The 25703-nt window shown below is 31.2% G+C and carries 24 protein-coding genes and 1 other RNA gene; 12 read left to right on the top strand and 13 right to left on the bottom strand.

Translation table 11 applies throughout. The annotated features are described in order from the left end of the window. Window positions 1-20: 20 nt before the first annotated feature. Window positions 21-842 carry a M48 family metallopeptidase gene (locus V8G69_RS11620; RefSeq protein ID WP_394882111.1) on the bottom strand — a complete coding sequence of 274 codons (822 nt, stop codon included), beginning with the start codon at window positions 840-842 and terminating at the stop codon, window positions 21-23. A 160-nt stretch (window positions 843-1002) separates the two neighbouring features. Between V8G69_RS11620 and msrB (V8G69_RS11615) the strand changes: the two genes are divergently transcribed. The 3 genes from msrB (V8G69_RS11615) to V8G69_RS11605 are packed head-to-tail and all read left to right on the top strand — an operon-like array spanning window position 1003 to window position 2423. After that, on the top strand, window positions 1003-1485 hold the full coding sequence (gene msrB, locus V8G69_RS11615) for a peptide-methionine (R)-S-oxide reductase MsrB (protein ID WP_394882110.1): 483 nt from the start codon (window positions 1003-1005) through the stop codon (window positions 1483-1485). Further along, complete coding sequence (msrB, locus tag V8G69_RS11610; protein WP_394882109.1) at window positions 1478-1879, top strand: peptide-methionine (R)-S-oxide reductase MsrB; 402 nt, start codon at window positions 1478-1480, stop codon at window positions 1877-1879. Before msrB (V8G69_RS11615) ends, msrB (V8G69_RS11610) begins: the two co-directional genes overlap by 8 nt. Continuing rightward, window positions 1869-2423, top strand: a complete 555-nt coding sequence (locus V8G69_RS11605) for a DUF1572 family protein (protein WP_394882108.1) — start codon at window positions 1869-1871, stop codon at window positions 2421-2423. The genes msrB (V8G69_RS11610) and V8G69_RS11605 overlap by 11 nt, the downstream gene beginning before the upstream one ends. Before the next feature lie 56 nt (window positions 2424-2479). Here V8G69_RS11605 and V8G69_RS11600 read toward each other — a convergent pair whose 3' ends face one another. Then, complete coding sequence (locus V8G69_RS11600; protein WP_394882107.1) at window positions 2480-3412, bottom strand: nuclear transport factor 2 family protein; 933 nt, start codon at window positions 3410-3412, stop codon at window positions 2480-2482. A 95-nt stretch (window positions 3413-3507) separates the two neighbouring features. Continuing rightward, window positions 3508-4791 (bottom strand): NAD(P)/FAD-dependent oxidoreductase, encoded by a 1284-nt coding sequence (locus V8G69_RS11595; protein WP_394882106.1) that lies wholly within the window; start codon window positions 4789-4791, stop codon window positions 3508-3510. Between the two features lie 116 nt (window positions 4792-4907). On the opposite strand from V8G69_RS11595, the gene lpdA reads away from it, so the two are divergent. Further along, the gene (gene lpdA / locus V8G69_RS11590) at window positions 4908-6284 is read left to right on the top strand and encodes a dihydrolipoyl dehydrogenase (RefSeq protein WP_394882105.1); all 1377 of its coding nucleotides are present in this window, start codon (window positions 4908-4910) and stop codon (window positions 6282-6284) included. 82 nt (window positions 6285-6366) lie between these two features. On the opposite strand, the gene aroQ is transcribed toward lpdA, so the two are convergent. The 5 genes from aroQ to V8G69_RS11565 form a co-directional block, all read right to left on the bottom strand. Beyond that, complete coding sequence (gene aroQ / locus V8G69_RS11585) at window positions 6367-6783, bottom strand: type II 3-dehydroquinate dehydratase (protein ID WP_394882104.1); 417 nt, start codon at window positions 6781-6783, stop codon at window positions 6367-6369. Between the two features lie 77 nt (window positions 6784-6860). Further along, on the bottom strand, window positions 6861-7460 hold the full coding sequence (locus V8G69_RS11580; RefSeq protein WP_394882102.1) for a porin family protein: 600 nt from the start codon (window positions 7458-7460) through the stop codon (window positions 6861-6863). A 176-nt stretch (window positions 7461-7636) separates the two neighbouring features. Then, window positions 7637-7945 (bottom strand): hypothetical protein, encoded by a 309-nt coding sequence (locus V8G69_RS11575; RefSeq protein ID WP_394882101.1) that lies wholly within the window; start codon window positions 7943-7945, stop codon window positions 7637-7639. A 388-nt stretch (window positions 7946-8333) separates the two neighbouring features. Further along, a complete protein-coding gene (locus V8G69_RS11570) occupies window positions 8334-8834 on the bottom strand; it encodes an outer membrane beta-barrel protein (RefSeq protein ID WP_394882100.1) in 501 nt (166 codons plus the stop codon). Window positions 8835-9269: 435 nt separating this feature from the next. Further along, window positions 9270-10148, bottom strand: a complete 879-nt coding sequence (locus tag V8G69_RS11565) for a hypothetical protein (protein ID WP_394882099.1) — start codon at window positions 10146-10148, stop codon at window positions 9270-9272. Window positions 10149-10197: 49 nt separating this feature from the next. Here V8G69_RS11565 and V8G69_RS11560 point away from each other — a divergent pair, with 49 nt between their 5' ends. From V8G69_RS11560 to V8G69_RS11550, 3 genes are all read left to right on the top strand, one after another. Then, a complete protein-coding gene (locus V8G69_RS11560; protein WP_394882098.1) occupies window positions 10198-10533 on the top strand; it encodes a TM2 domain-containing protein in 336 nt (111 codons plus the stop codon). Window positions 10534-10599: 66 nt separating this feature from the next. Continuing rightward, window positions 10600-11496, top strand: coding sequence for a site-specific tyrosine recombinase XerD (gene xerD / locus V8G69_RS11555; RefSeq protein WP_394882097.1), 897 nt, complete (start codon window positions 10600-10602; stop codon window positions 11494-11496). A 106-nt stretch (window positions 11497-11602) separates the two neighbouring features. Then, window positions 11603-12733, top strand: a complete 1131-nt coding sequence (locus tag V8G69_RS11550; protein WP_394882096.1) for a PAS domain-containing protein — start codon at window positions 11603-11605, stop codon at window positions 12731-12733. Window positions 12734-12763: 30 nt separating this feature from the next. Here V8G69_RS11550 and rny read toward each other — a convergent pair whose 3' ends face one another. From rny to V8G69_RS11530, 4 genes are all read right to left on the bottom strand, one after another. Beyond that, complete coding sequence (gene rny, locus V8G69_RS11545) at window positions 12764-14338, bottom strand: ribonuclease Y (protein ID WP_394882095.1); 1575 nt, start codon at window positions 14336-14338, stop codon at window positions 12764-12766. A 55-nt stretch (window positions 14339-14393) separates the two neighbouring features. Next, window positions 14394-14500, bottom strand: a non-coding RNA gene (ssrS, locus tag V8G69_RS11540) — 6S RNA. Window positions 14501-14554: 54 nt separating this feature from the next. Beyond that, window positions 14555-14848, bottom strand: a complete 294-nt coding sequence (locus V8G69_RS11535; RefSeq protein WP_394882094.1) for a cell division protein ZapA — start codon at window positions 14846-14848, stop codon at window positions 14555-14557. Between the two features lie 14 nt (window positions 14849-14862). After that, window positions 14863-15153: a hypothetical protein gene (locus V8G69_RS11530; RefSeq protein ID WP_394882093.1), complete on the bottom strand. Its 291-nt coding sequence runs from the start codon at window positions 15151-15153 to the stop codon at window positions 14863-14865. 222 nt (window positions 15154-15375) lie between these two features. On the opposite strand from V8G69_RS11530, the gene V8G69_RS11525 reads away from it, so the two are divergent. The 5 genes from V8G69_RS11525 (at window position 15376) to V8G69_RS11505 (ending at window position 24461) form a co-directional block, all read left to right on the top strand. Next, window positions 15376-17061, top strand: a complete 1686-nt coding sequence (locus V8G69_RS11525; RefSeq protein WP_394882092.1) for a M23 family metallopeptidase — start codon at window positions 15376-15378, stop codon at window positions 17059-17061. 54 nt (window positions 17062-17115) lie between these two features. Beyond that, window positions 17116-19536: a carboxypeptidase-like regulatory domain-containing protein gene (locus V8G69_RS11520; RefSeq protein WP_394882163.1), complete on the top strand. Its 2421-nt coding sequence runs from the start codon at window positions 17116-17118 to the stop codon at window positions 19534-19536. Window positions 19537-19593: 57 nt separating this feature from the next. Beyond that, window positions 19594-20769, top strand: coding sequence for an endonuclease/exonuclease/phosphatase family protein (locus V8G69_RS11515; RefSeq protein ID WP_394882090.1), 1176 nt, complete (start codon window positions 19594-19596; stop codon window positions 20767-20769). Between the two features lie 2 nt (window positions 20770-20771). Then, window positions 20772-22673 (top strand): beta-N-acetylhexosaminidase, encoded by a 1902-nt coding sequence (locus tag V8G69_RS11510; protein WP_394882089.1) that lies wholly within the window; start codon window positions 20772-20774, stop codon window positions 22671-22673. A gap of 108 nt (window positions 22674-22781) precedes the next feature. Further along, a complete protein-coding gene (locus V8G69_RS11505) occupies window positions 22782-24461 on the top strand; it encodes a tetratricopeptide repeat protein (RefSeq protein WP_394882087.1) in 1680 nt (559 codons plus the stop codon). A gap of 26 nt (window positions 24462-24487) precedes the next feature. Here the strand turns inward: V8G69_RS11505 and V8G69_RS11500 are convergent, their stop codons facing one another. Beyond that, window positions 24488-25639, bottom strand: coding sequence for a cysteine desulfurase family protein (locus V8G69_RS11500; protein ID WP_394882086.1), 1152 nt, complete (start codon window positions 25637-25639; stop codon window positions 24488-24490). Window positions 25640-25703: the final 64 nt, after the last annotated feature.

The raw sequence follows: 25703 nt of genomic DNA, 5'->3' as shown, positions 1-25703 counted from the left end.
CAAATATTTTAAATGAATTATTATTTAAAGCTTGTAACCCCAAACTTTTTAGCTTCCGCTCTAGCTTTAGGAGCCAATGCTGTAAGATTTGCAATTCTTGAATCATTTGAAGGATGAGTGCTTAATAATTCCGGTGGTGCTTGTCCCCCACTTTGAGCGCTCATTCTTTTCCAAAGTTCGGCAGCTTCGTCTGGATTATAACCAGCAATTGCCATTAGTGTCAACCCAATACTATCGGCTTCTGTTTCATGGCTTCTGCTAAATGGCAACATGCCTCCTACTTGAGTACCAATACCATAAGCTTGATTAAAAAGACCTAGATTTTTATTATCCTTTAATGCAACATTTAAGCCTACTGCACCAATTTGTTGAAGCATTCCTGCACTCATACGTTGTTGTCCATGATTGGCTAATGCGTGAGCAACCTCATGACCTAATATAGCAGCAAGTCCAGCTTCACCTTTCGCAATTGGCAAAATGCCAGTATAAACTACAATTTTGCCTCCTGGCATACACCAAGCATTTACGGTTTTATCATCAACTAAATTATACTCCCATTTATAATCATTTAAATAACCAACATGTCCGTTAGCGTTTAACCACCTTTCTGCCGCTACTGCAATTTTTTGACCAACTCTTGTTACCATAGCTGCATCTGCAGTTCCTTTTATAACTTTATTGTCACTTAAAAATTGGTCATATTGCTGAAATGCTGCAGGAAACAACGAACTGTTTTCTGTTCCTGGTAACGCCATAGTTTGTTTTCCTGTAAATGGATTAGTAGCACACGCTATTAATATGATTGCTCCAACTAATGTGATTATTACTATCTTCAATTTCATATGAGTTGATTTTAAATTTTTTATAAAAATACAAAAATGATATTATAATTTTTTTACACAATTTTATTTTTATTTTTCAAAATTTACATTTTTAAATAGATGTTATGTTTGATAATTAATTTCGACATATTAAGAAAACATAATCATAACGTAAAAGAAAATGAAAAAGTTTATAATTTTAACTTTATTAATAATTAGTTTTAGTTGCAATAGTAATGCTCAAAAAAAGAAACAAGAAGAAATAAAAAAATATAGTGTTACTAAAACTGATGATGAATGGAAAAAACAATTAACCGCTGAACAGTATTATGTTTTAAGACAACAAGGTACGGAAAACCGTTTCTCAAGTCCTTTAAACAAAAACCACGAAAAAGGAACTTATGTTTGTGCTGCTTGTAATACCCCTTTATTTTTAAGTGAACACAAATACGATTCTGGTTCAGGTTGGCCTAGTTTTGAAAAAGAAATAAAAGGCAATGTTGCTTTTTCAAGTGGTTCTGATTATTATTATGGAATAGAAGAACATTGTGCCGTTTGTGGCGGACACTTAGGGCACGTGTTTAATGATGGGCCAAAAAACACAACAGGATTAAGACATTGCATAAATGGAGTTGCACTAAAATTTATACCTAAAAATGAATAAATACAACATTGAAAAAAAAGAGGAAGAATGGAAAAAACAACTTTCTGACGAGCAATATTGGGTTTTAAGAAATAGAGGCACCGAAAGACCTCATTCTGGGAAGTATAACCTTCATTTTGAAAATGGTTCTTATGCATGTGCAGCCTGTCATCAAAAATTGTTTGAAAGTGACAGTAAGTTTGATGCACATTGTGGATGGCCAAGTTTTGATGAATCCATAAAAGGAACTGTAGATTATATCCTTGATAAATCTCATGGCATGATTAGAACAGAAATTGTTTGCTCAAATTGTGGAAGTCATTTAGGACATGTTTTTAATGATGGTCCTACAAAAACAGGTACTCGTTATTGTGTGAATTCAGTTAGTATAGATTTCAAAAAAGATGAACAATAGTTATCTTGAAAGTGCTTTCAAGCAATTTAAATATTACAAAAGTTTGGGTGATAAGACTTTTGAGCAATTACGTTTTGAAGAATTACAAAAAGAATTTAGTCAAGATTCAAACTCAATTTCAATCATTGTCAAGCATTTGGTTGGAAATATGCTGAGTCGATGGACTAACTTTTTAAATGAAGATGGTGAAAAACCATGGAGAGACCGTGATTTTGAATTCGTGGATTCTTATACATCAAAAAAAGAACTGATTGATAGTTGGAATACTGGCTGGGATTGTCTTTTCAATACTTTAAATCAACTTACAACAGATAACCTAAACACCATTATTTACATTAGAAATGAAGGACATACTGTTACCGAAGCCATTAATAGGCAATTATGTCATTATGCTTACCATGTTGGGCAAATCGTGTTTTTAGGAAAACTTATAAAAGGAACTGAATGGAAATCGTTGTCGATTCCTAAAGGAGACTCTTCAAAATACAATCAAGAAAAATTTGATAAAGAAAAAATGCGAAAACATTTCACTGATGATTTATAAAATAAAAAACCTTCAAATTAAATTTTTGAAGGTTTTTTATTGATTTTTTTTTCGACTTACTTTTCCATCATAGCTGCAGTTGTATAATATCCTGCTTCACGAGTTATCATGCCGTCGTCGTTAAAATTATGTATAAACATTAATGGTATTTTTACTTTTTTACCATCAGATTTTCTTGTCATTCTAGCTGTCCACCAAGATTGTACAACTTTTGCACCACCAAGTTCATACTCTAAATAGTCAGGATAACCTCTAACATCTATTCTATCTATAGTCCAATCTTTCAACATACTTTTAAAACCTTCTTTTTCTTCAGCCAAAGTATGGCTTTCTCCATCAGCCATATCTAAATTTGTAAATACAGCGTCATCTGTAAAATAACTAAAACCTTTGTCTACATCTCCATTAGCTAAAGCTGCTGTCATTCTAAGCACTTTATTAATATTATCATGATGATTATAAATAGTTCCATTGGTTCTTGTGCCTTGTCGGTTTTCTCTAAATTCTCTCCAAACCCATCCATCATCATAGGTAATCATTGTTTTTATTTTGTTGTCTTTATCAACAACAAATAGTCTATGGATTGGCATATCGATGGTTACACCACTTTCATCATGAACTCCTTTTAAAAAATCCCATGTTTGAACCCAAGTTCCGCTTTCTTTATATTCTAACACATCTGGGTAGGCACCATTTTGTCTGGCAATACTTGTGTAGACAATGTTTTTATGCCACCATTTAGATTGATTGATGACATTTTGTTTTGTAGCTCCTTTGGTATCAGGATTGTTATTCGCTCCATTAAAAGCCTTAAAATCATCCGTTAAATAACTTGCCAATGCTGTTGTATCACCTTTTATAAAAGCTTGTTGCATAGCTTCTACTACTGCAATGGCAGGATGCTCATTGTAAATTGTTCCGTTTTTTTTGGTTTGTGAATGCATGACGACAGAAAACATCATCATGAAAATAATTACATGGTTTTTCATTTTAATTAAATTTTGGTTGGTTAATCTTTAAATATAATTAAAATAATTTACTTCCAGTAAGTTATAACGTAATAAATTAAAAAATAGAATGAAATCTAAGCCTTCAATTTCTTTTTAAAAGGTCTAATAATTAATCTTGCTTCTCTGTCAAAACGAATGTAATTATATACCCAGTTAATAAATACAATGACTCTATTTCTAAAACCAATTAAAAAAAATAAATGGACAAACATCCAAACATACCACGCAAAAACACCTTGAAATTTAAAGTGCTTTAAATCAACCACAGCTTTATTTCTTCCTATAGTAGCCATGGCTCCTTTATCCTTATAAGAAAATGGTTTCATAGCTTTATTTTCTAATAATCTTAATATATTGTCACCTAATTGATGTCCTTGTTGAATAGCCGGTTGTGCCATCATTGGTAAGCCTCTAGGGAATTCTTCATTTTCCATACAAGCTACATCTCCAACAGCAAAAATATTGTTAAAGCCTTTAACTTGATTAAATTCATTTACCAAAATCCGATTCCCTTTGGTAATATAATCAGAATCATCAATTCCTTTAATAGTAGCCCCTTTAACCCCAGCTGCCCAAATAAATGTAGCTGTTTCAAAAGTTAAATCAGAATTTGTAGTAACAGTTTTACCATCATAATTGGTTACTCTTACATTTTTCCAGATATTCACACCTAACTTTTCTAAAAAATCTTCAGCCTTTTTTGATGCATTTTCACTCATTTCTTTAAGAATGCGATCACTAGACTGAATCAAATTAATTTGAACTGAACGTGTATCTAAATCAGGATAATCTTTAGGTAAAATACCTTTTTTAATTTCTGCCAATGCTCCTGCCAGTTCAACACCTGTCGGGCCAGCACCAACAATTACAAAATTCATCAAAGCATTTCTTTCATTCAAATCAGATGTCAATAAGGCATCTTCAAAATTTTCAAGAATTAAACTTCTTAAATTAAGAGATTGAGGTATGGTTTTCATAGCCATACTATTTTTTTCTATTTCAGAATTACCAAAATAATTGGTTTGAGAACCTGAAGCAATTACTAAATAATCAAATTTTAAGGTTCCTATATCTGTAATGACTTCACTTGTTGAAGTCTTTATCTCATTCACATTTGCCAATCTAAAATGGAAATTAGGAAAATTTTTAAGTATTTTTCTAATTGGGTATGCTATAGAATCTGGTTCTAAACCTCCTGTAGAAACTTGATATAATAATGGTTGAAACGTATGATAATTGTTTTTGTCAAGTAAAACAACTTGTACTTCCTGCTTTGATAATTTTTTTGCCAAAGAAATTCCTGCAAAACCACCACCAATTATAACGATTCGGGGAAAACTAGTTCTAGGTATGTTCATATTCTAATTCTTGCATGGTAAAGGTAACAAAAGATTCAAATTTATAAGGCTCTAAATTCTTTATTCAAATTAGGTTTCGTAAATTCGTGCCTTGATTTAATGATTAAATAATTCTCATGAGTAAATACGATATTATTGTTCTTGGAAGTGGTCCTGGTGGTTATGTAACGGCTATTAGAGCATCGCAATTAGGTTTTAAAACAGCAATTGTTGAAAAAGAAAATCTTGGTGGAGTTTGTTTAAATTGGGGTTGTATTCCAACAAAAGCATTATTAAAATCTGCTCAAGTTTTTGAATATTTGAAACATGCTGGCGATTATGGCTTATCTGTTAAAGATTATGATAAAGACTTTGAAGCCGTAGTAAAACGTAGTCGTGGTGTTGCAGATGGCATGAGTAAAGGCGTTCAGTTTTTAATGAAAAAGAACAAAATTGATGTTATTGAAGGATTTGGAAAACTAAAACCTGGTAAAAAGATTGATGTTAATGGAACTGAATATAGTGCAGATCACATAATAGTTGCCACCGGTGCAAGATCTAGACAATTACCAAATTTACCTCAAGATGGTAAAAAAGTGATTGGATACAGAGAAGCCATGACACTACCAGAGCAACCTAAGAAAATGATTGTAGTAGGTTCAGGAGCTATTGGTGTAGAGTTCGCCTATTTTTATAACTCTATGGGAACTGATGTTACAATAGTGGAATTTTTACCAAATGTGGTTCCAGTTGAAGATGAAGATGTTTCTAAACAATTAGAACGTTCTTTCAAAAAGATAGGTATTAAAATCATGACATCTTCAGAAGTTACTAAAGTTGACACATCAGGAGCTGGTGTAAAAGCAACTGTAAAAACAAGTAAAGGTGAAGAAGTTCTTGAAGCCGATATTATTTTAAGCGCCGTTGGAATTAAAACAAATATCGAAAATATTGGTTTAGAAGATGTTGGTATTGCTGTTGATAGAGACAAAATATTAGTCAACAAATTCTACGAAACCAACATTCCTGGTTATTATGCTATAGGAGATGTAACTCCAGGTCAAGCATTAGCTCACGTAGCTTCTGCTGAAGGTATTTTATGTGTTGAAAAAATTGCCGGACATCATGTTGAAGCTTTAGATTATGGGAATATTCCTGGTTGCACTTACTGTTCTCCAGAAATTGCAAGCGTAGGTTTAACAGAAAAACAAGCTAAAGACAAAGGTATTGAAGTAAAAATTGGAAAATTCCCATTTTCAGCGTCTGGAAAAGCTAGTGCTGGCGGAAATAAAGATGGCTTTGTGAAAGTTATTTTTGATGCTAAATATGGTGAATGGTTAGGTTGCCATATGATTGGTGCAGGTGTTACCGATATGATTGCTGAAGCAGTTTTAGGTAGAAAACTTGAAACTACTGGTCATGAAGTTTTAAAAACAGTACACCCACATCCAACAATGAGTGAAGCTGTAATGGAAGCTGTAGCTGATGCTTATGGAGAAGTGATACATTTATAAAAAATAGTATATTCTATAAAATAAAAAAAAGACGGTTCAAAAAAATGAATCGTCTTTTTTATTTGTAATATGTATATCTTTTTTATAAAAAACTCTGAATAGCTAACTCATAACTTTGTAATCCAAAACCAAGAATAACCCCTTTTGCATTTGGGGAAATATAAGATTGGTGTCTAAACTCTTCCCTACTGAAAGTGTTTGAAATATGGACTTCAATAACCGGGGTCTCTATAGCCTTTATAGCATCCCCTATTCCTATTGATGTATGTGTATATGCTGCAGCATTTAAAATAATTCCATCATAACTAAACCCAACTTCTTGTAGTTTATCAATTAGTTCACCTTCAATGTTTGATTGATAATAATCTAATTGAACATTGGGATATTTAGGTTTAATTTTATTTAAAAATTCAGTAAAAGTAAGACTGCCATAAATGTCAGGTTCACGCTTACCTAATAAATTTAAATTTGGTCCGTTAATGATGATTAATTTTTTCATACCGTAAAAGTATTAAAAAAAGCATAAAAAAACCGAAGCTAAAACTTCGGTTTTTTTATGCTTTTTCAATTTATGTTTTACAACTTAAAAACTCCACCTATATTGAATGAGCTTCTTGAGTTTCTAATATCGTATGGTAAGTTATTACTATTATCAATATTGATGATTCCACCATATCCTTGATAGTCTATACAAAGTTGAAAACTATCATTAATATCAAACTTATACCCAATACCTAAAGCTATACCTATATCAGTAGCTGAAATATAATCTTTAACATCAATGGTTGAACCTCCAGAAAGATCGCTTTTTGCACTTAATATGATAGCTATTGCTGGTCCAAAATTCAAATACCAATTTCTATTACTACCAAAATGCCAGTTTGCATTTAAAGGAATAGTTAGATAATTTAATTTATCAACATTATCATAACTGTCTTTAGCACCCATTGAGTCATATAGTAAACCTGAACGTAAACTCCAACGGTCACTTAAATAATATTCACCTATAACACCGCCAGAAAAAGAGGTTCTTGCATCATAACTTACATCTGATGCTGTGTAAGTAGAAAAATTAACCCCTATTTGAGGTGCCAATGTAAATTCCCCAGAATTAGATTGTGCATTTGTTAATGATAATCCAAATGCTGTAAACGCAGCCAATAATAATTTTTTCATAAAAAAGTTTAGTTTAATTGATTTTTAAATTCACTAACATTACTATTGTAGTGATACACAAAAATAAGAAAAATCTTATACATAATTAAGTATATTCCTACTTTTATTATGAAATTATGACCATAAAAAAACCGAAGCTAAAACTTCGGTTTTTAAAAATCATTTTGTTTCTTTTTTTAGAAATGTAATGCAAAACCAATACGTGCTTCAAAAATTCCTTTATCGTAAAAATCTTGATTTAAAGATAAGCTATAACGTAATCCAGGTTCAATACTAACGTTATTACCCAAAAAGATAGCATAACCCCCTTGCAATCCTAACCATAACGGGTTTTCGCTGGAATCTTTAATACTTGCACCGTTCAAATCAACTTGAACAGGTATTTTGCTTATCACATAATACTTAGCCCCTACTTTATAAGAAAAGACCGTTGTATAATCTAAATCTGAATAACCCAAACCAGCTTTAATGGCTAAGTCATCCATTACAAAATAACCTCCTTCAGTACCAATGGACCAAGCAGTCTCTCCATCAATTGAATACAGACCAAAACCTGTATTAGCAGTATGCTGAACATAGCCAACTTCTCCGCCAGCGGTAAAACCTGTGTTGGCTTCGATTAACCATTTTCCTTTAGAAGTCTGTCCTCCATTTGATGCTTCTTGAGCATTTACTTGAGATAATCCTAATACTGCAAATGCAGCTAATAAAAATGTTTTTTTTATAATAAATTTGGTTTAATTGACAATTAATTATTAGTCAAACATAATACGAGAATTCTGATAAAACAAGTTTTTTTTTACAAAAACGTTAAATGAATTTAACAAAAAAAAGGGAAGCTTAGTCTTCCCTTTTAATAATATAAATTAAAAATTATAATCCAAATTCTACACCTAGTGTTAATACGTCAAAAGAACCTCCATCAAGACTCACACCTCTATAAGCCAAAACAATATCTATGGATTCACTCACACCATACTGAATTCTTGGTGCATAATAAAACCCACTCTCCATATCACTCGGACTAACACCTATAGCATAACCTAAATCAGCACCAAGAATAAATTTATCGGATACATTAAATCGTCCAGCCGCAGCTATTGGTAAAAATCCAACATCATCTACATCAAAAGTACCAAATTCCCCCAAGTCAATGGAATCTCCAAAAGAATGAGAATACCCTGTTGCTAAACCAGCATCAAAGCCTTCAGATACTTCCCAAAGATAACTAAGATCCAACGTCACATTAAAGGTCCATCCATCTCCTGCATCACCTACAGGAAGTCCTAGATTAATTCCAGCATTAAAATTACTTTGAGCATTTACACTTGATAACCCAAAGACTGCAATGGCAATAAGTAATAATTTTTTCATAATTTTAAGGTTTAGTTAGTCAATTAAATTATTAATAAATTAACAATATTTTTTTGATATCCACAAATATATTTGAATTCGCTATTAATTTCATAATTTTAATAATACGCATTTACTATCAAGAATTATTACAACCATCAAATAGTATGTTTTATAAAATGTAAAAAAGGAAGCAAATTGCTTCCTTTTTTAGAAAATTTTAAACCTGATTTAAAAGAAAAAACAAAAAGTAGTCAAAATCGAAATAAAAATGACAAATGTTTGGTTTTAAAAATCATTTTTTTTGAATGTTCGCAATTTGTCATAATTAACTTTTCCATGTCAGGTCGAGCGCAGTCGAGACCTCATTATGAATTTATTAACTTTGATAACCTCTCGACTGCGCTCGAGGTGACAAACAATTATTTTTTATCTAATTATTTATATGAGAATTATTCAATTTTCTTTTAAAATATCTATTCGAGTTGTTTCTCCTGCTTTTAAATTAGATAATGCTTTAATAGTATTGTTACCGTCCTGAAGTTCAACCACTATTGTATTTGGAGCTATGGAACCTTCGTTAAGTGCTTTAATTTTGATGGATGTTTTAAGCCCATTTAAATTTAAAGTCAAAATCTTTTTGTCTGATTTAGCTTCATAATTCATCAAATAGGGTTTATCATTTAAGGTTATTGATATTTTGTCTCCATCTAATTTTCCGCCATCATAAACAATCAATTTTAAAGTAGCAGATTTTGAAAACACGCTTAAGGTTTGATTTTTTCTTAAAATGTTCATATTCAAAGAATCCATCATTTTAGTCAAATTTATTTTCTGCTTTAAACTATCATGTATCTTGTTTGAATTATTAATCTTTTTAGTAACCTTTTCAATTCTGTTTTCTACTTTTTCAATTGAATTCATAAAAAGCTTTCCATTAATGCATTGTGTGTTATCTGAAAATAATCCAACAAAATTGGATTTAATGGTTTTAGTTTTTCCAAATACAAATCCTTTTATGGTAGTATTAATAAAACAAAAATCTTGCTGGGACACAGGTGATTTTGTATATACAATGCCTGTTTCCCTAAAGCTTAATTCTTTTTTATCTTTATCATATTCTCCAAAAATATTTGAACGTGTTTCATGTTCTCCACCTAGGTCAGTTACAGAAAATCCCTTAACTACTCCACTCTTTTGGGTTAATTCAATTTTATACGAATTTGAAATAGAATCGTTTATGGCAATAACTCCTATAAACCCATAATTTTCCTGTGAAAAACTAAAGCAACAGCTAATTAATAAAATTGAAATGGCTATATATTTTTTTGTCATCCTGATATTTTTTGTAATTTGGCAATGAACAAATTTAATCCAATTACACATGAAAATTAAATTATTACTTTCTTTATTAGTAGTGGTTTTAACATTCTCAACCAGCTACGCCTCCTTTCCAGTAAAAAGAACTTCAAATACTAATGCCAATACAGAAATTACAACTGGAAATAATGAAACCGAATATACCCCAATCACATCTTCTGCTCCTGGAAATGATTTAACAGTAGGAATTATACTCTGGTTCTTTTTAGGTTGGGCAGCTGGACACAGATGGTATTATCACAAGCCTACTCTATATAATATCATTTTCATACTTACATTAGGAGGACTTGGTGTTTGGTGGGTAATAGATTTAGTTAATATGATACAAGGTAATTTTTAAGAATTAAGCCTTAAAAAAATTTAAAACCACCAATTGGTGGTTTTTTTTATGCTTATTTTTACTGATATGAAATGGCAAAACGCACTTAAAGATTATCAATTATACCTAAAAATCGAAAGAGGTTTATCAAAAAACTCCATTGATAATTATGCTCTTGATGTTAAAAAACTTATTGATTATCTGGAAACTAATAACATAAGTGTTTCCCCATTAAACATAACTCCAGAAGCCATTCAGCAATTTATTTATGAAATAGCAAAAGTTGTTAATGAAAGAACGCAATCAAGAATCATCTCTGGGTTACGTAGTTTTTTTAGTTTTTTAGTTTTTGAAGACTATCGGGAATCCAACCCTCTTGAATTGATTGAATCACCCAAAATAGGCAGAAAACTGCCTGATACCTTAAGTGAATTTGAAATTGATAATTTAATAAATGCCATTGATTTAAGTACTCCTGAAGGAGAAAGAAACCGAGCTATATTAGAAACTTTATACGGTTGTGGCCTACGCGTTAGCGAGTTAACAAACTTAAAATTATCAGATTTGTTTTTCGATGAAGGTTTTATTAAAGTAACTGGAAAAGGTGATAAACAAAGATTCGTTCCTATTTTAAAAACCACCCAAAAGTATATCCATATTTATGTAAAGGAAATAAGGACCCATATAAAAATTCAACCCAATTTTGAAGATATCCTTTTTTTAAACAGACGTGGAAAACAACTAACAAGAGCCATGATTTTTACTATCATTAAACAGTTAGCAGATAAAATTGGTTTAAAAAAAAGCATATCACCACATACTTTCCGGCATTCATTCGCTACACATTTACTACAAAATAATGCTGATTTGAGATCTATTCAAATGATGCTTGGCCATGAAAGTATTACAACCACCGAAATTTATGTACACTTAGATAAAGGTCACCTCTCAAAAATTGTAGAAAAATATCATCCAAGAAAATAAATGTGTTTATCTGATTTATTGTTTATTTTATCGATTATTTATTATATTTACTTATTATTATTTTCATTACTAATTAAAGTAATAAGTCTCTCTAATCTTCAATTAAATGAACAATGCTATTAAAGAACCTATTGATTTTGATAAATTAAAATGGCAATTTGCTCTAAAAAATTCAAACATAGGTATTTGGGATTTTGATGCTAATTTAAATCGGGTTTTTTATTCTGACGAATCAAAAAAAATAATAGGTTTTAGCACAGATGAATTTGGAACTAATCCTAACGACTGGAACGATAGGGTGCATCCAGATGACAAGCAAAAATATTTTAAAGATTTTGAAGATCATCTAAATGGATTAACTCCATTTTATGAAAATGAACATCGAATATTATGTAAGGACAACACCTATAAATGGGTTTTAGATAAAGGCAAAATAATTGAAAGAGATGAACAAGGCACACCAAAAAGAATAATAGGTACTCATCTAGACATTACACAACAAAAAGAAAATGAACTTGAAAAGATTAAGTCACTAAAATTAATAATTAAAAAGAATAATAAACTTGAAAATTTTGCTCATATTGTTACACATAATTTAAAGTCTCACTCTGCAAATTTTGAAAATTTATTAGAGTTTTATGATGAGGCAGAATCTTATGAAGAAAAAGAAGATTTTATAACCCATTTAAAAACTGTCTCACAATCTTTAGCTAAAACCATATATAATTTAAATGAAATAGTATCCATTCAGAATAATAAGTCTAACGAGGTGCAAACTTTAAATGTATATGAATACATTAATAACTCTTTAATTCTTTTAGAAGTAGAAATAAATAAATCCAATGCAATAATTATAAATAAGGTAGATCCTTCAATTTATATAGATTTTAACCCAGCATATTTAGAAAGCGTCTTTCAGAATTTATTATCAAATGCAATAAAATACAAACATCAGCAAAGAGACCCATATATCATATTTAATTCTACTATTGAAAAAGATAAAATTATAATAACAGTTCAGGATAATGGTTTAGGGATTGATATGGAAAAATACGGAAAGGAAGTTTTTAAATTATATAGAACCTTTCATTATAATGAAAATTCAGAAGGTGTAGGCCTGTATCTTATAAAAAATCATATAGAAACTTTTGATGGCACAATAGAATTAGAAAGCAAGGTAAATGTTGGTACCACATTTATTATTAAATTTCCTATCAAAAAAAATCCAGTCTATTAAAACTGGATTTTTTTTGATTTTATTTCACTGTTATTTAGCAATATTTACTGCTCTAGTTTCTCTAATTACAGTAACTTTTACCTGACCCGGATACGTCATATCGGTTTGAACTTTTTGTGAAATACTAAATGATAAATCTGCCGCCTTTTGATCGTCAACTTTATCACTTTCAACTATCACACGTAATTCTCTTCCCGCTTGAATAGCGTATGCTTTTTTAACACCTTGAAAACCAAAAGCAATATCTTCTAAATCTTTTAAACGTTGAATATAACTATCCAATACTTGTCTACGAGCACCAGGACGAGCACCTGAAATGGCATCGCAAACCTGAATAATTGGAGACATCAAAAACTTCATCTCTATTTCATCATGATGGGCACCAATGGCATTACATACTTCTGGAATTTCTCCGTATTTCTCAGCCCACTGCATACCTAAAATAGCATGTGGAGTTTCCATATCTGCTTCGGCATCTGGCACTTTTCCAATATCATGCAATAACCCAGCTCTTTTAGCAAGCTTAGGATTTAATCCTAGCTCTGCCGCCATAACGCCACAAAGTTTAGCAACTTCACGTGAATGTTGCAATAAATTTTGACCATAAGAAGAACGGTATTTCATTCTTCCAACCATTTTAATTAATTCTGGATGTAAATTATGAATACCTAAATCAATTACAGTACGCTTACCAACTTCAATGATTTCCTGGTCAATTTGTTTTTTGGTTTTTTGAACGATTTCTTCAATTCTGGCTGGATGGATTCTTCCGTCTGTAACCAATTTATGTAATGACAAACGAGCAATTTCTCTTCTAACGGAATCAAAACAAGATAAAATAATTGCTTCAGGTGTGTCGTCTACAATAATTTCGACACCAGTTGCAGCTTCAATAGCTCTAATGTTTCTACCTTCTCTACCAATAATTCGTCCCTTAACATCGTCTGATTCTATATTAAATACAGACACGCAATTATCAATAGCTTCTTCAGTACCTATACGTTGAATAGTATTAATGATTATTTTCTTAGCTTCTTGTTGTGCTGTTAATTTGGCTTCTTCAACTGCTGATTGAACAAAAGCCATAGCATCATTTTTAGCTTCACCTTTAAGTGATTCTATTAATTGTGCTTTAGCATCTTCAGCCGATAAACTAGAAATAACTTCCAATTGCTCAACCTGGCTTTTATGCAGTCTGTCAATTTCAATTTTCTTCTTATCAAGAATATCAACTCTATGATCGTAGTCTTTTAATTTTGCCTCTAAATCTTCATTAAGCTTTTTATTTTTGGCCAATTCTGAAGATACCTGAGATTCTTTATCACGGGTACGTTTTTCAGCTTCAGCCATTTTTTTATCACGAGATAAAATAACTTTTTCGTGTTCTGATTTAAGCTCTATAAATTTTTCTTTAGCTTGTAGAATCTTATCTTTTTTAATTGATTCACCTTCACTATTTGCTTCTTTAATAATTGCTGCAGCACTTTTTTTAGCGCCTTTTATGAGTTTTGAAGCATTATTCCTTTCTAATACTTTTGCTAAAATAAAGCCTAATAGTATGCCTACTAAGATTCCTCCTGCAATTATTATAATTGAGTTTTCCATTGTAATTAATTAGTTAAATATAAAAAAAGCCTACACCAGTCTAACATTTTTGTATAAACTCCTTAAAAACAAGTTTAGGGCTAACAAGCTGATCAAGGATCTGCTCAAGGCAGCATGCTTTTACAACTTAAACTCACCCTTTTTAAAGAATTAACGTTGAGTTTATCAAAAAAAATAACCAATGTAGGCAGTAACTTTTATTTATTTTAAAGAACGTTAAGAGATTAAATGAGATTGTAATAAACTATTAAGAGCTTTTAATTTCTCTTCAATATGCTCATTTACATTTTCTTTATCTATCGTTTTCTGTTCAACTTGTGATGCAAACTGTAAGGCACACATGGCCAATACATCTTGTTTATCTCTAACAGAATAACTTTGCTCAAATTGTTTAATCATGGCTTCAATGTTTTTAGCCGCTTTACGCAATCCCTCTTCTTGACTTGCATCAATGGTTAAAGGATATACTCTGTTAGCTATTGACAGCTTTATTTTAAGCTTTTCAGACATTGATTTATGTTACACTAATCGGCTAATTGGGCAATACAATGATCAATATCCCTAATTAATGCGTTTATTTTAAGCTTAGTTTCTCTTTTGTTTTCGTCACTACCTAATATTGAGTTTGCAATTTTAAGAGCTTCATATTTTTCTTCCCAAGATGCAGTATGCAACTTTTGATTTTGAAGATTCTGTTCTGAAACCACTAATTCATCTTTTAATTTTAAATTAGCTTGTTTTAAAACCTCTAGCTTGTGTAATATTTTACTTATTTTATTTTCTAGAGAATCTACAATATCTTCAATATTACTCATTTACAAATTTCAATAGGTATTCCACAAAGTTAACATACATTGCTATAAATTACAATTGTTTTTTAATAAAATTTTCAAATGAACAGTAAGCACTCATTATCAATACAATGGCCTGATTTTTGTTTTATTCTTTGGGTATTCAATACTATTTAATATTTTAGCAACAATACCAAATTACTTTGGAATAAATCAAAAAAACTCACTTGGTATAAAAACATTTATATGAGATTAACCCTTGTCCCTCTTCTATTTTTTTGTTCAATTTGTTTTGCCCAAAACAACTATCCTCAAGACTATTTTAGTAACCCTTTGGAAATACCTTTAATTCTTGCAGGAAATTTTGCCGAATTAAGATCAAACCATTTTCATTCTGGCTTAGATATTAAAACTCAACAGCGTGAAGGTTTAAAAGTTTTAGCTGCTGCCGACGGCTTTATAAGCAGAATAAAAATATCACATTTTGGTTACGGTAAAGCACTGTATATAACTCATCCTAATGGATATACAACTGTTTACGGACATTTACAGCATTTCAATCCGGAGATTGAAGCTTATGTAAAAAAACAACAGTATGAAAAAGAATCCTATGAAATTGAATTATTTCCAAAAGCGGGTGAGCTTCAATTTTCTAAAGAAGACGTTGTAGCTTATAGTGGAAATACTGGTGGTTCTGGCGGGCCACATCTTCATTTTGAAATACGCGACAAAGAAGAACATGCGTTAAATCCTTTGCTTTTCGGCATTGATATTGCAGATTCTGTTAAACCAATTGTTAGCAATTTGTATACGTATGCCATTGGAGACAGTTCGTATGTTAATAATTCAAACGCAAAGCAAAAGCTTCGTTTAATTCCTCTTCAAAATGGAGATTATATGGCAGAAAATATTGAGGCTTTCGGTGAAATTGGTTTTGCAATAGGAACTACCGATAGGCAAAATTTAGCTGCTAACAACAATGGTGTTTATAATGTTCAGACTTTTTTTAATGGCAATAAAAATTTTGAAATGAATTTTAAAGAGTTTTCGTTTGATGAATCAAAACACATCAACAGACTTATCGATTATGAAATTTTTAAAACAAAAAAACAACGCGTTCAAAAATTATTTAATGATAATAATCCTCTAAGTTTATTTGAATCTGTACTAAACGATGGCTATATAAAAATTGAAGACAGTACCAATTCTGTTTATAAAATAAGAATTACCGATTATAAAAACAATGATACTTGGGTTACCGTAAACATAACAGGCAAGAAAAGTGATGCTTTTCAAAAAATTCAGCCAGAAACTTCTCCTTACTACATTTATGCCAACCAAACCACCAATTTAAAAGAAGGCAATGTTTCGGTAGATATTTATCCTAACACATTTTACGAAGATTTATACGTTAATTTTCAGGTAAAAAATGATACGCTTATACTTAATAAAGATATTATTCCACTACAAAAAAGTATAACCATAAGTTTTGATGTCAGCAAATATTCAGATGAAGACAAAAACAAACTATACATTGCTGAATTATTAGGTTACAAAAAATATCCATCGTACTCTAGTACCAAAAGAAATGGTAACACACTATCTACATTTACAAAAACGTTAGGAACCTACGCCTTAACCACCGATAATAACAAACCTACCATTACACCAATTAATTTTCAAAACGGGCAATGGCTAAGTAATTTTAGATATTTAAAAATTAAAATTGATGATGACCTTTCTGGAATCTCAAACTACAGAGCAACAGTAAACGGAAAATGGATTTTAATGGAATATGAGTATAAAACCAAAACATTAACTTATGATTTTAATGATGGTGCTGTAACAGATACTAAAAACAATTTAAAGGTAATAGTTACCGATAATGTTGGAAATAGTTCTACTTTTGAATCTATGTTTTACAGAAAATAAAATTTCTTGCTTTTGAACACAAAATCTTTATTTGTAAATCTGTTGTTTGTATTCATGGTTTTTATGGGTTACTCTCAAACAGCAACTATAAAAGGAATTATTTTAGATACCAATAATTCACCAATTCCAAATGTTAATATTAAAGCTGGAACGTCAGGAACGACAACCAACGAAAACGGATTTTACTTCCTAAAAATTCCAGCAAATCAAGATACTAAAGTTGAGTTTACCCATGTTTCCTATAAAAAGATTGAAAGTACTTTTAATCTGAAAAATGGAGAAACCTTTGAGTTTAATCCTGTTATGAATGTATCTGTTGAACAAATTGCAACCATAATTATATCTGGAAAAAGGCAAAAAGATATTGAAGGAGTCATCACTTTAAATCCTGAAACCATTAGAAAAATTCCCGGTGCCAATGCAGGTGTTGAAAATTTGTTAATGACCTTACCCGGTGTTAGTAACAACAATGAATTAAGCACACAATACGCAGTTAGAGGTGGGAATTTTGATGAAAACTTAGTGTATGTTAATGATATTGAGGTTTATCGCCCCTTTTTAATCCGCTCTGGTCAACAAGAAGGATTAAGTTTTGTTAATACCGATTTAGTTCAGAATGTAGATTTTTCAGCTGGCGGATTTCAAGCTAAATATGGTGATAAACTATCGTCTGTTTTAGATATCACTTATAAAAATCCGTATCAGTTTGAAGTCAATGCTGATTTAAGTCTTTTAGGAGGCAGTGTTTCTGTTGAAGGTGTAAGTAAAGATTCAAAACTATCTGGGATTGTCGGGATGCGTTACAGAGATAATAGTCTTTTAGTGAAAGCCAAAGAAACTGAAACCAATTACGATCCGTTATTTTCAGATATTCAAACGTTCTTGACTTATAAATTCACAGATAAGTTTCATTTAAGCTTTTTAGGAAATGCCTCTTTAAACAAGTATAATTATCAGCCTCAAACACGTCAAACAAATTTTGGAACACTTTCCGATCCATTGGCATTGGTTGTTTATTATGAAGGACAAGAAAAAGACCAATACCAAACCTTATTCGGTGCTTTTAAAGGAACTTATTTTGCAAATGATGATTTAACATTACATCTTATAGCATCAACATATCACACAACCGAAGAAGAATACTTTGATATTTTAGCACAATACAATTTAGGACAAGTAAATTCTAATATTGGAGATGAAAATTTGGGTGAGGTTGAATTTAGTGAAGGCATTGGCGGACAATTAAATCATGGAAGAAATGATTTAGACGCACTTATTACAAATGTTGAACACAAAGGAACTTACAAGATTAATGACAATAAAATTGAATGGTCTGTAAAATATACTCATGAAGATATTCGTGACCGTTTGGTAGAATGGGAAGTTATAGATTCAGCTGGTTTCTCTATAAATCCACCAAGTATTGATTACTTTAATGAACAACCATACACACCATATCAAGGTCCTTTAGTTGCTTATCAAAATGTGAGAGCTACCAATAAAGCACAAATAAACAGGATTCAAGCCTATGCACAATGGAGCAAACGTTCTACACTTGGAACAAGCGATGTTTGGTATAATGCAGGTGTAAGAGTCCATAATTGGTCGGTAAATGGTGACGACGTTTCTTCTTCAAACCAAACTGTGTTTAGTCCTCGTGCACAATTTGCTATTAAACCATACTGGGAACGTGATATGTTATTTAGAATTGCTGCTGGCTTATATTACCAACCTCCTTTTTATAAAGAATTACGAGACAGAACTGGAACAATTCAACCAGAAGTAAAGGCTCAACAATCATTTCATATAGTTTTAGGAAATGATTACAGCTTTAAAATGTGGGACAGGCCATTTAAATTAACTTCTGAAGCTTATTACAAGAGTTTGTCAGATGTAAATCCTTATACTTTAGAAAACGTCCGTATTCGTTACAGTGCAAATAATAATGCTAAGGCCTACGCCTACGGATTGGATATGCGCTTAAATGGCGAATTTGTTCCTGGAACAGAATCATGGTTTAGTTTTGGATATTTAAAGACTGAAGAAAATATTGATGGCAAAGGATATATATCAAGGCCAACCGACCAAAGATTAAAGTTTGCAGCCTTATTTCAAGATTATGTGCCAAATATTCCAAGTATGAAAATGTACTTGAATTTGGTTTACAATACTGGTGTGCCTGGAGGTTCTCCCAGTTATGCTGATCCTTATGAATATCAAAACAGATTACCAGCTTACAAAAGAGCCGATCTTGGCTTGCAGTTTGTTATTGTTGATGAAAAAAAGCAATTTAAAAGTGGTTGGAAAAAACCGTTTAAAGAACTCTCTTTTGGATTTGAAATCTTTAACATGTTTGATGTACAAAACTCCATTACCAACACTTGGGTAAGAGATGTTTACAGCAAGCGTCAATATGCCATACCTAATTACTTAACACCTCGTGTTTTTAATGTTAGAACTACCATGAAGTTTTAGCTTTATTTTGCAAGCTTATGTCCTCTTAAAAACTTATATTTAGTATCACTTAATTTGATGATGAAACTATTTATAAATATAAGTATTCTGCTTTCCTATTCTTTAATAAATGCTCAAATTATTGGTGATTTATCGTTTGGAACTGATGATACATTTGAGATTATGACATGGAATCTTGAAACATTTCCAAAAAATGGGCAACAAACACTAGACGATGTTAGCAAAATAGTAGAAGCATTAGATGTTGATTTTATAGCCATACAAGAAATAAATAACCAAATTGCCTTTCAGCAAATGGCTACTAATCTAGCTGAATATAATGGTTATATAGAGTCCACATATTATGATGGATTAGCTTTCTTATATAAACCCGATGTTGTTGAAATTAATAATATTTATAGAATTTATACTACATCAAACTATTGGAACGTATTTCCAAGAGCTCCAATGATTATTGATATTACCTACCATAATCAAAATATAACTATAATAAACAATCATTTAAAATGTTGTGGCGATGGCATTTTAAATTTAACTAATACAGATGATGAAGAATACAGAAGGTATGAAGCCATTAATTTATTAAAGAGCTATATTGACAATAATCTTCAAAATGAAAATGTTATCCTTTTAGGCGACTTAAATGATGAGTTATCAGATAATATTTATAATAATGTGTTTCAAAGCATTATAGATGATAACCTAAACTATTTGTTCACAGATTATGACATTGCATTAGGCAGTAGTTCAAATTGGTCATATCCTTCATGGCCTTCTCATTTAGATCATATTTTAATTTCAAATGAACTATTCAATGAGTTCTATTTATCAAATTCTGACATTCAAACTATTAAAATAGATAACTATCTCTCTGGCGGATGGACAGAATATGACCAAGATATTACAGATCACAGACCAGTTGCATTAAAGCTTGTAATTGATTCAAACTTAAGCACACATGACATCTCTAAAAAAAACCGAGTTTATTTAGTAAACTATCCAAATCCTATTCATTCAGAAACTACTTTTTCTTTCAAAACGTCACAAGAAAATTGTAAAATTGAAATTTATAACTCTTTAGGGAAAATTATTTTTTCAGAAGATATTATTAATGGGCAATCGAAACTGATTTGGAAAACTGAAAACTTAGCAAATGGTATTTATTTCGCTAAATTAATATCAAACAATCAAATGATAGCCAACAGAAAACTTATAATCTCAAATAATATTTAAAAATGAAAACAAAATTCATCACATTAGTCTTTCTTATAATACTTCAAGTATGTGAAGCCCAAAATAATATTATACCAGTCCCTGTAAGTTATAATGCTTCTAGTGATGTTTTTGAACTGAACAATCAGGTAAGTTTAACGCTTAAAACAACTGAAACTCAGATAAAAAAATATACTGAAAATTTTATAAACCTTTTAGCAGGGAAAAGAATTCATATTTCCTTAAATGAGAATGAAAGCCATATAAAATCAAACAAAACGATTTTAGTTGAATTATTTAAAAATTTCAAGTCAGAATTAGGAACAGAAGGCTATGAATTAGAAGTAAACTCTTCATTAATAAAATTATCAGCTAATCAATCTGAAGGAATTTTTAATGCATTTCAAACATTAAGACAACTATTTCCTGTTGAGTTTGAATCTAATACCAATAATAATTTAGAGAGCATAAAAATAAAAGGTTGTAAAATAGTAGACTATCCACGATTTAAATGGAGAGGTCTTATGCTAGATGTTAGCCGACATTTCTTTACAGTTGATGAAGTTAAAGCGTACATCGATAAAATGTCTCAATTTAAGCTTAATGTATTTCACTGGCACCTTACTGATGATGAAGGATGGCGCGTTGAAATTAAATCCTTACCAAAATTAACAGAAGTTGGAGCATGGAGAGTAGAACGCTATGGAAGTTTTGGAAAAGAGAGACCATATCCGCTACCAAACGAAGAAGCTACTTATGGTGGGTTTTATACCCAAGAGCAAATAAAAGATGTGGTGAAATATGCTTCTGAAAGAAATATAACCATTGTTCCAGAAATTGATATGCCAGGTCATAGTATGGCTGCTTTAGCTGCTTACCCAGAACTTTCAACGAAAAAAGAAGCAAAATTTGTAAGTCCAGGTGCTAAATTTTCAGAATGGTATGGCAATGGTAAATTTAAAATGTTAATTGAAAACACTTTAAACCCAACTGATGAAAAAGTTTATGATTTTGTTGATAAAGTATTTACAGAAATAGCTGAATTATTTCCCGGTGATTATATACACATGGGTGGTGATGAATGCTATAAAGGTTATTGGGAAGAAGACACATTAGTTCAAAAATTCATGAAAAACAATAATATAAAAGATGCTCATGAGCTACAAAGTTATTTTGTTAAACGAGTTGAAAAAATAATAAACAGTAAAGGGAAAAAACTCATGGGCTGGGACGAAATTCTAGAAGGTGGTCTTGCAGAAAGTGCTGCTGTTATGAGCTGGCGAGGTATGAAAGGTGGCATTGAAGCTGCAAAAATGGGACACCAAGTCGTAATGTCACCATCAACATACGCTTATTTAGATTACACTCAAGGAGATTATAGTGTTGAAAATAAAGTTTATGCAAGCTTAAATTTGGAAACCTGTTATAGCTTTGAACCAGTTCCTACAGATGTTGATCCTAAATATATTTTAGGCGGTCAAGGGAATTTATGGGCAGAGAAAGTTCCTAGCATACCTTTTGCTTTTTATATGACCTATCCAAGAGCGTTAGCGCTTTCTGAAACATTTTGGAGTCCAAAGGAAAGAAAAGACTGGAATGGCTTTATTGGCAGAGTTGAAAATCAATTTGAAAGATTTGATATGGCTAATATCAATATTTCTAGAGCTGTTTTAGACCCAGTTATCAGAGTTTATAAAGATGGTGATAAACTGATGTGCGAACTGAAAAATTCAGTCCCAAATACAGAAATATATTATACCATAAACAATACATATCCTGCAAAATTTGGTTTAAAATACTCAGAACCTTTTGAAATACCACAAGGTGATCTTAGTTTAATAACCCAAACAGTTAAAAATGGTAAAGCTCTTGGACGTGAATTAAAAGTTCATCGAACTGAACTTGAAAAAAGAACAGGTAAATAGCACAAAATCAAAGTGAAATGAGCTTCTCCAAATTATTAAAAAATTATTCGGATATTTATAATGTATATTGATTCACATTTAAACCAACCAATTAAATAACATTTTAATATGAAATATTTACTAATCATTAGTGTTACCTTCTTTTTTATTAACTCGGGTTATGCGCAACATAATCATTCCCAGGCTAAAGACTCAAAAGAAATAAATCATGTAATGGCCTGCAGAAGTGGCGTAAACTTTGTGGATAATTTACCAGTACCACAGCTTATGAACGGCATTGGTTCTTCAAACTTAAAAATTAACACGAGCTCTGAGATCACTCAAAAATATTTTAATCAAGGTGTCAGTCAGCTTCATTGCTTTTGGGATCTTGAAGCCTATCGCTCATTTAAAGAAGCCATAAAGAATGATTCAACGGCCGTCATGCCTTATTGGGGGCTTCTCCACACTTTAAACTTTATAAACAATGAAGAGTTTGATAAAGACAAAGATTTAGCCATCAATAAATTAAAAAAACTAGTGGAAAAGGCCAATGGATTTGAAGCTATGTATTCAAAAGGTATTTTAGACATGGAGGAAACTAAAAACCCTAAAGGATATATTAAACAATTAGAAAATATAGTACATAAATACCCGGATGATACAGACGCTAAACTATTTTTAGCACTTTTCAATATGGAAGGTTATGATGAAGAAATGAATCCGAAAGAGGGCATGATTTACAGTGAATATCTATTAAGAGATTTACTAAAAACAAACCCTAAAAATCATGGAGTGCATCATTATTGGATTCATCAAATGGAAAATTGCTGCCCAAAAGAAGCACTTGAAAGCGCTAACATCCTAGATTCTTTGGCCCCAGAATCAGGTCATATTGTTCATATGCCGGGTCATATTTACTATAAAATTGGTGATTATAAAAAAGCGCATGATCAGTTTATTAAAGCTATGAAGGTAGATTCAACTTACATGTCAAATCAAAAAATTACTGAAATTGATAATTGGAATTATATCCATAACCTTAATTATCTTCTAGCTAACTGTGCACAAGATGGACGTTATAACGAAGGTCTTAAGTATGCCCATCGCCTTGAAAATATGGTTTCAGTTGCAGACAGAATCGATATGCATCGTGGTGCTTATTTTTATCAAGGTATCATTACGCCTGCCATAATGGAAATGAGGTTTGGCTTTTGGGAAAAGGCTGTATCTAAATTTGAAGCTATTGAAGACAAAGACTCATTATATGGCAAGGAGGCCATGGATTATAAAACGGCCTTTTCTTATTTCTCTGCAGGTATGCATTCCCTTGAAAAAAACAATATTGATTCCGCTATCATAAATTTAGATAAATTGGATGCTCTTTTTTGGAGAAATTCTCAATTAGAAAATGAAAAAGAAAGAATAGACCCTAATTCTTTAAACACCCTTAAAGTAGCTTCTGTTGAATTAAAAGGAAATATTTTAATTGCTAAAAAAGAATATGACAAAGGTATTGCAACACTTATTAAAGCAGTTAAAATGGAAAAAGATTTAGGCTATTCAGAACCTCCTTACTATCCAAGGCCCACTTTATTAAGTCTGGCTGCAGCCTATATTAAAAATAATGATTTTGTTAAAGCAGAGGAATGTTATCATAAAATGCTTGAAAAACATCCCAATAGTGCCATTGCAAATTGGAAACTTATGCAATTATACAAACTAACAAATCAAAAAGACCTGCTTGAGTTAGCAAGGTCAAAATTTATGGAAGTTACGCAGTATGGAAATCGAGAGGTTTTTAAATAATTAGAATAAGGGTTTTATAAAAACTTCTATTCTTTAGATTGAATAAGAGAGACCAAAACACCAATTACATAATCAATCTCTTCTTTGGTATTATACGTACTAAAGGAAAATCGAATTGAAGGTTTTTGCAAATCAGCATCACTTAACAGTTCAGCCAACACATGAGATGATTGGATGCTACCACTTTGGCAGGCACTTCCTTTAGAACAAGCAATGCCTTTTAAGTCCAATTGAAATAACAACATGGCAGATTTTTCAGCTGAAACAGGCAAACATACATTTACTAATGTATAAGTGCTTTTTTCTAAATCGCCAGAATGCCCATTAAAACTAACATTTGGTATTTCAGTTTTTAATCTTTTTATAAAATGTCGTTTCAATTCTTGAATATACTTCCGTTCTGCATCAATATTGGAATATGCCAGTTTTAAGGCTTCTTCTATCCCAACAATATTATGAACACTTTCTGTACCAGCACGAAAACCCCGCTCCTGCTCGCCCCCAAAAATCAAAGGTTTTAAACCTGAGTTTTTTCTAATAAAAACAAAACCTACTCCTTTTGGTCCATGAAACTTATGGGCACTGGCAGCTAAAAAGTCAACTGGGGTTTCTTGTAGGTCTAATTCAAAATGACCAACAGATTGTACCGTATCACTATGAAATAGAGTATTGTTTGCTTTGCACAAATTTGCCACACGTTTAATATCTAAAATATTTCCAATTTCATTATTAACATGCATCAAGCTAACTAAAGTCTTTGCTGTATTTTGCAACAATTGTTCTAGATGAGCATAATCAATTTCACCTTTGTTATCAATATTTACAAAACTTACTGAAATATTATATTCTTTCTCAAGCTGTTCAATAGTATGCAAAACAGCATGATGTTCAATTTTAGAAGTAATAACATGGGTTACTTTTAAGTCTCTTACAGCGCTTCTTAATACCAAATTATCGGCTTCAGTGCCTCCAGAAGTAAATAAAATTTCGCCAGCAGACACTTTTAAATAACTTGCTATTGTTTTTCTTGATTTTTCAATAAGTGCTTTTGAAGACCTTCCAAAACTGTGTGTTGAAGACGCATTGCCATATTGATGCTTCATAACATCTGTCATCGCATTTATAACTTCATCACGAATTTGAGTAGTTGCAGCGTTATCTAAATAGATTTGTTTCATCTCTTGAATTGAATGGCAAAAATACTTGAAATAAAATTATTATCAATATGCTGCGTTATAAATT

The organism is Gaetbulibacter sp. M235, from assembly GCF_043876835.1.
Lineage (GTDB): Bacteria > Bacteroidota > Bacteroidia > Flavobacteriales > Flavobacteriaceae > Yeosuana.
This window is presented reverse-complemented; position numbering and strand designations above follow the sequence as displayed.

Bases quoted from the DNA above. Each gene is read 5' to 3' on its own strand.
- V8G69_RS11505 (WP_394882087.1), top strand. From the start codon at position 22,782: ATGAAATATTTACTAATCATTAGTGTTACCTTCTTTTTTATTAACTCG.
- V8G69_RS11560 (WP_394882098.1), top strand. From the start codon at position 10,198: ATGAAAATTAAATTATTACTTTCTTTATTAGTAGTGGTTTTAACATTC.
- V8G69_RS11620 (WP_394882111.1), bottom strand. From the start codon at position 842: ATGAAATTGAAGATAGTAATAATCACATTAGTTGGAGCAATCATATTA.
- V8G69_RS11605 (WP_394882108.1), top strand. From the start codon at position 1,869: ATGAACAATAGTTATCTTGAAAGTGCTTTCAAGCAATTTAAATATTAC.
- V8G69_RS11515 (WP_394882090.1), top strand. From the start codon at position 19,594: ATGATGAAACTATTTATAAATATAAGTATTCTGCTTTCCTATTCTTTA.
- V8G69_RS11570 (WP_394882100.1), bottom strand. From the start codon at position 8,834: ATGAAAAAATTATTACTTATTGCCATTGCAGTCTTTGGGTTATCAAGT.
- V8G69_RS11510 (WP_394882089.1), top strand. From the start codon at position 20,772: ATGAAAACAAAATTCATCACATTAGTCTTTCTTATAATACTTCAAGTA.
- V8G69_RS11595 (WP_394882106.1), bottom strand. From the start codon at position 4,791: ATGAACATACCTAGAACTAGTTTTCCCCGAATCGTTATAATTGGTGGT.
- V8G69_RS11535 (WP_394882094.1), bottom strand. From the start codon at position 14,848: ATGTCTGAAAAGCTTAAAATAAAGCTGTCAATAGCTAACAGAGTATAT.
- V8G69_RS11530 (WP_394882093.1), bottom strand. From the start codon at position 15,153: ATGAGTAATATTGAAGATATTGTAGATTCTCTAGAAAATAAAATAAGT.
- V8G69_RS11575 (WP_394882101.1), bottom strand. From the start codon at position 7,945: ATGGATGACTTAGCCATTAAAGCTGGTTTGGGTTATTCAGATTTAGAT.
- V8G69_RS11565 (WP_394882099.1), bottom strand. From the start codon at position 10,148: ATGACAAAAAAATATATAGCCATTTCAATTTTATTAATTAGCTGTTGC.
- msrB (WP_394882110.1), top strand. From the start codon at position 1,003: ATGAAAAAGTTTATAATTTTAACTTTATTAATAATTAGTTTTAGTTGC.
- xerD (WP_394882097.1), top strand. From the start codon at position 10,600: ATGAAATGGCAAAACGCACTTAAAGATTATCAATTATACCTAAAAATC.
- V8G69_RS11520 (WP_394882163.1), top strand. From the start codon at position 17,116: ATGGTTTTTATGGGTTACTCTCAAACAGCAACTATAAAAGGAATTATT.
- V8G69_RS11525 (WP_394882092.1), top strand. From the start codon at position 15,376: ATGAGATTAACCCTTGTCCCTCTTCTATTTTTTTGTTCAATTTGTTTT.
- V8G69_RS11600 (WP_394882107.1), bottom strand. From the start codon at position 3,412: ATGAAAAACCATGTAATTATTTTCATGATGATGTTTTCTGTCGTCATG.
- V8G69_RS11500 (WP_394882086.1), bottom strand. From the start codon at position 25,639: ATGAAACAAATCTATTTAGATAACGCTGCAACTACTCAAATTCGTGAT.
- V8G69_RS11580 (WP_394882102.1), bottom strand. From the start codon at position 7,460: ATGAAAAAATTATTATTGGCTGCGTTTACAGCATTTGGATTATCATTA.
- V8G69_RS11550 (WP_394882096.1), top strand. From the start codon at position 11,603: ATGAACAATGCTATTAAAGAACCTATTGATTTTGATAAATTAAAATGG.
- aroQ (WP_394882104.1), bottom strand. From the start codon at position 6,783: ATGAAAAAATTAATCATCATTAACGGACCAAATTTAAATTTATTAGGT.
- rny (WP_394882095.1), bottom strand. From the start codon at position 14,338: ATGGAAAACTCAATTATAATAATTGCAGGAGGAATCTTAGTAGGCATA.
- lpdA (WP_394882105.1), top strand. From the start codon at position 4,908: ATGAGTAAATACGATATTATTGTTCTTGGAAGTGGTCCTGGTGGTTAT.
- msrB (WP_394882109.1), top strand. From the start codon at position 1,478: ATGAATAAATACAACATTGAAAAAAAAGAGGAAGAATGGAAAAAACAA.